1 pseudogene is annotated in these 463 nt (G+C 58.1%); it reads right to left on the bottom strand.

Going from position 1 to position 463, the window contains the following annotated elements:
• Positions 1 to 377 (bottom strand): annotated as a pseudogene (locus AACY49_RS30820) (M48 family peptidase); the annotation flags it as partial.
• Positions 378 to 463 lie beyond the last annotated feature (86 nt).

Raw genomic sequence — 463 nt, 5'->3', positions numbered from 1 at the left:
CCGGTGTAGAAGATGATCTTGCCGCCGGGGCCGCAGTTGGCGTTGAGCTCATCGCTCTTGATCAGATTGACTTCCCATTGCCACTGCGCGGCATCCGGGCGGAAGTTCGGCGCCTGAGCGATCAAGCGGTTGGCAATCGCCTGAACGCGCTTGGCCTCAGGACTGGTTTTGTCCAGCACGCCTTTGCTCGACGCCTCGCCGACGGTTTTCTGATACGACTGGGCATACATCTGGTCGACCTCTTGCGAGGACAGCATGCTGAACATGTACTGCTTGCGCTCCACCCCTACGGCTCCGCCGCTGGTGGTGTTGACCGACTGACAACCGGCCAGCAACAGCGCTGCGCTCAGTGCACTTACAACCAATGTCTTGTTCATTCAAAAGCTCCCTGAAAACGTGCGCGTATCGTAGGCGGGTAATGGTATTGGCGCCAGAGACAACAGACGTATTGCAGCGGCTTTCA

This window comes from Pseudomonas sp. EL_65y_Pfl2_R96, from assembly GCF_963970905.1.
Taxonomy (GTDB): domain Bacteria; phylum Pseudomonadota; class Gammaproteobacteria; order Pseudomonadales; family Pseudomonadaceae; genus Aquipseudomonas.
Note: the sequence above shows the minus strand (reverse complement) of the source record. Positions and strands in the feature narration are given on the sequence as shown.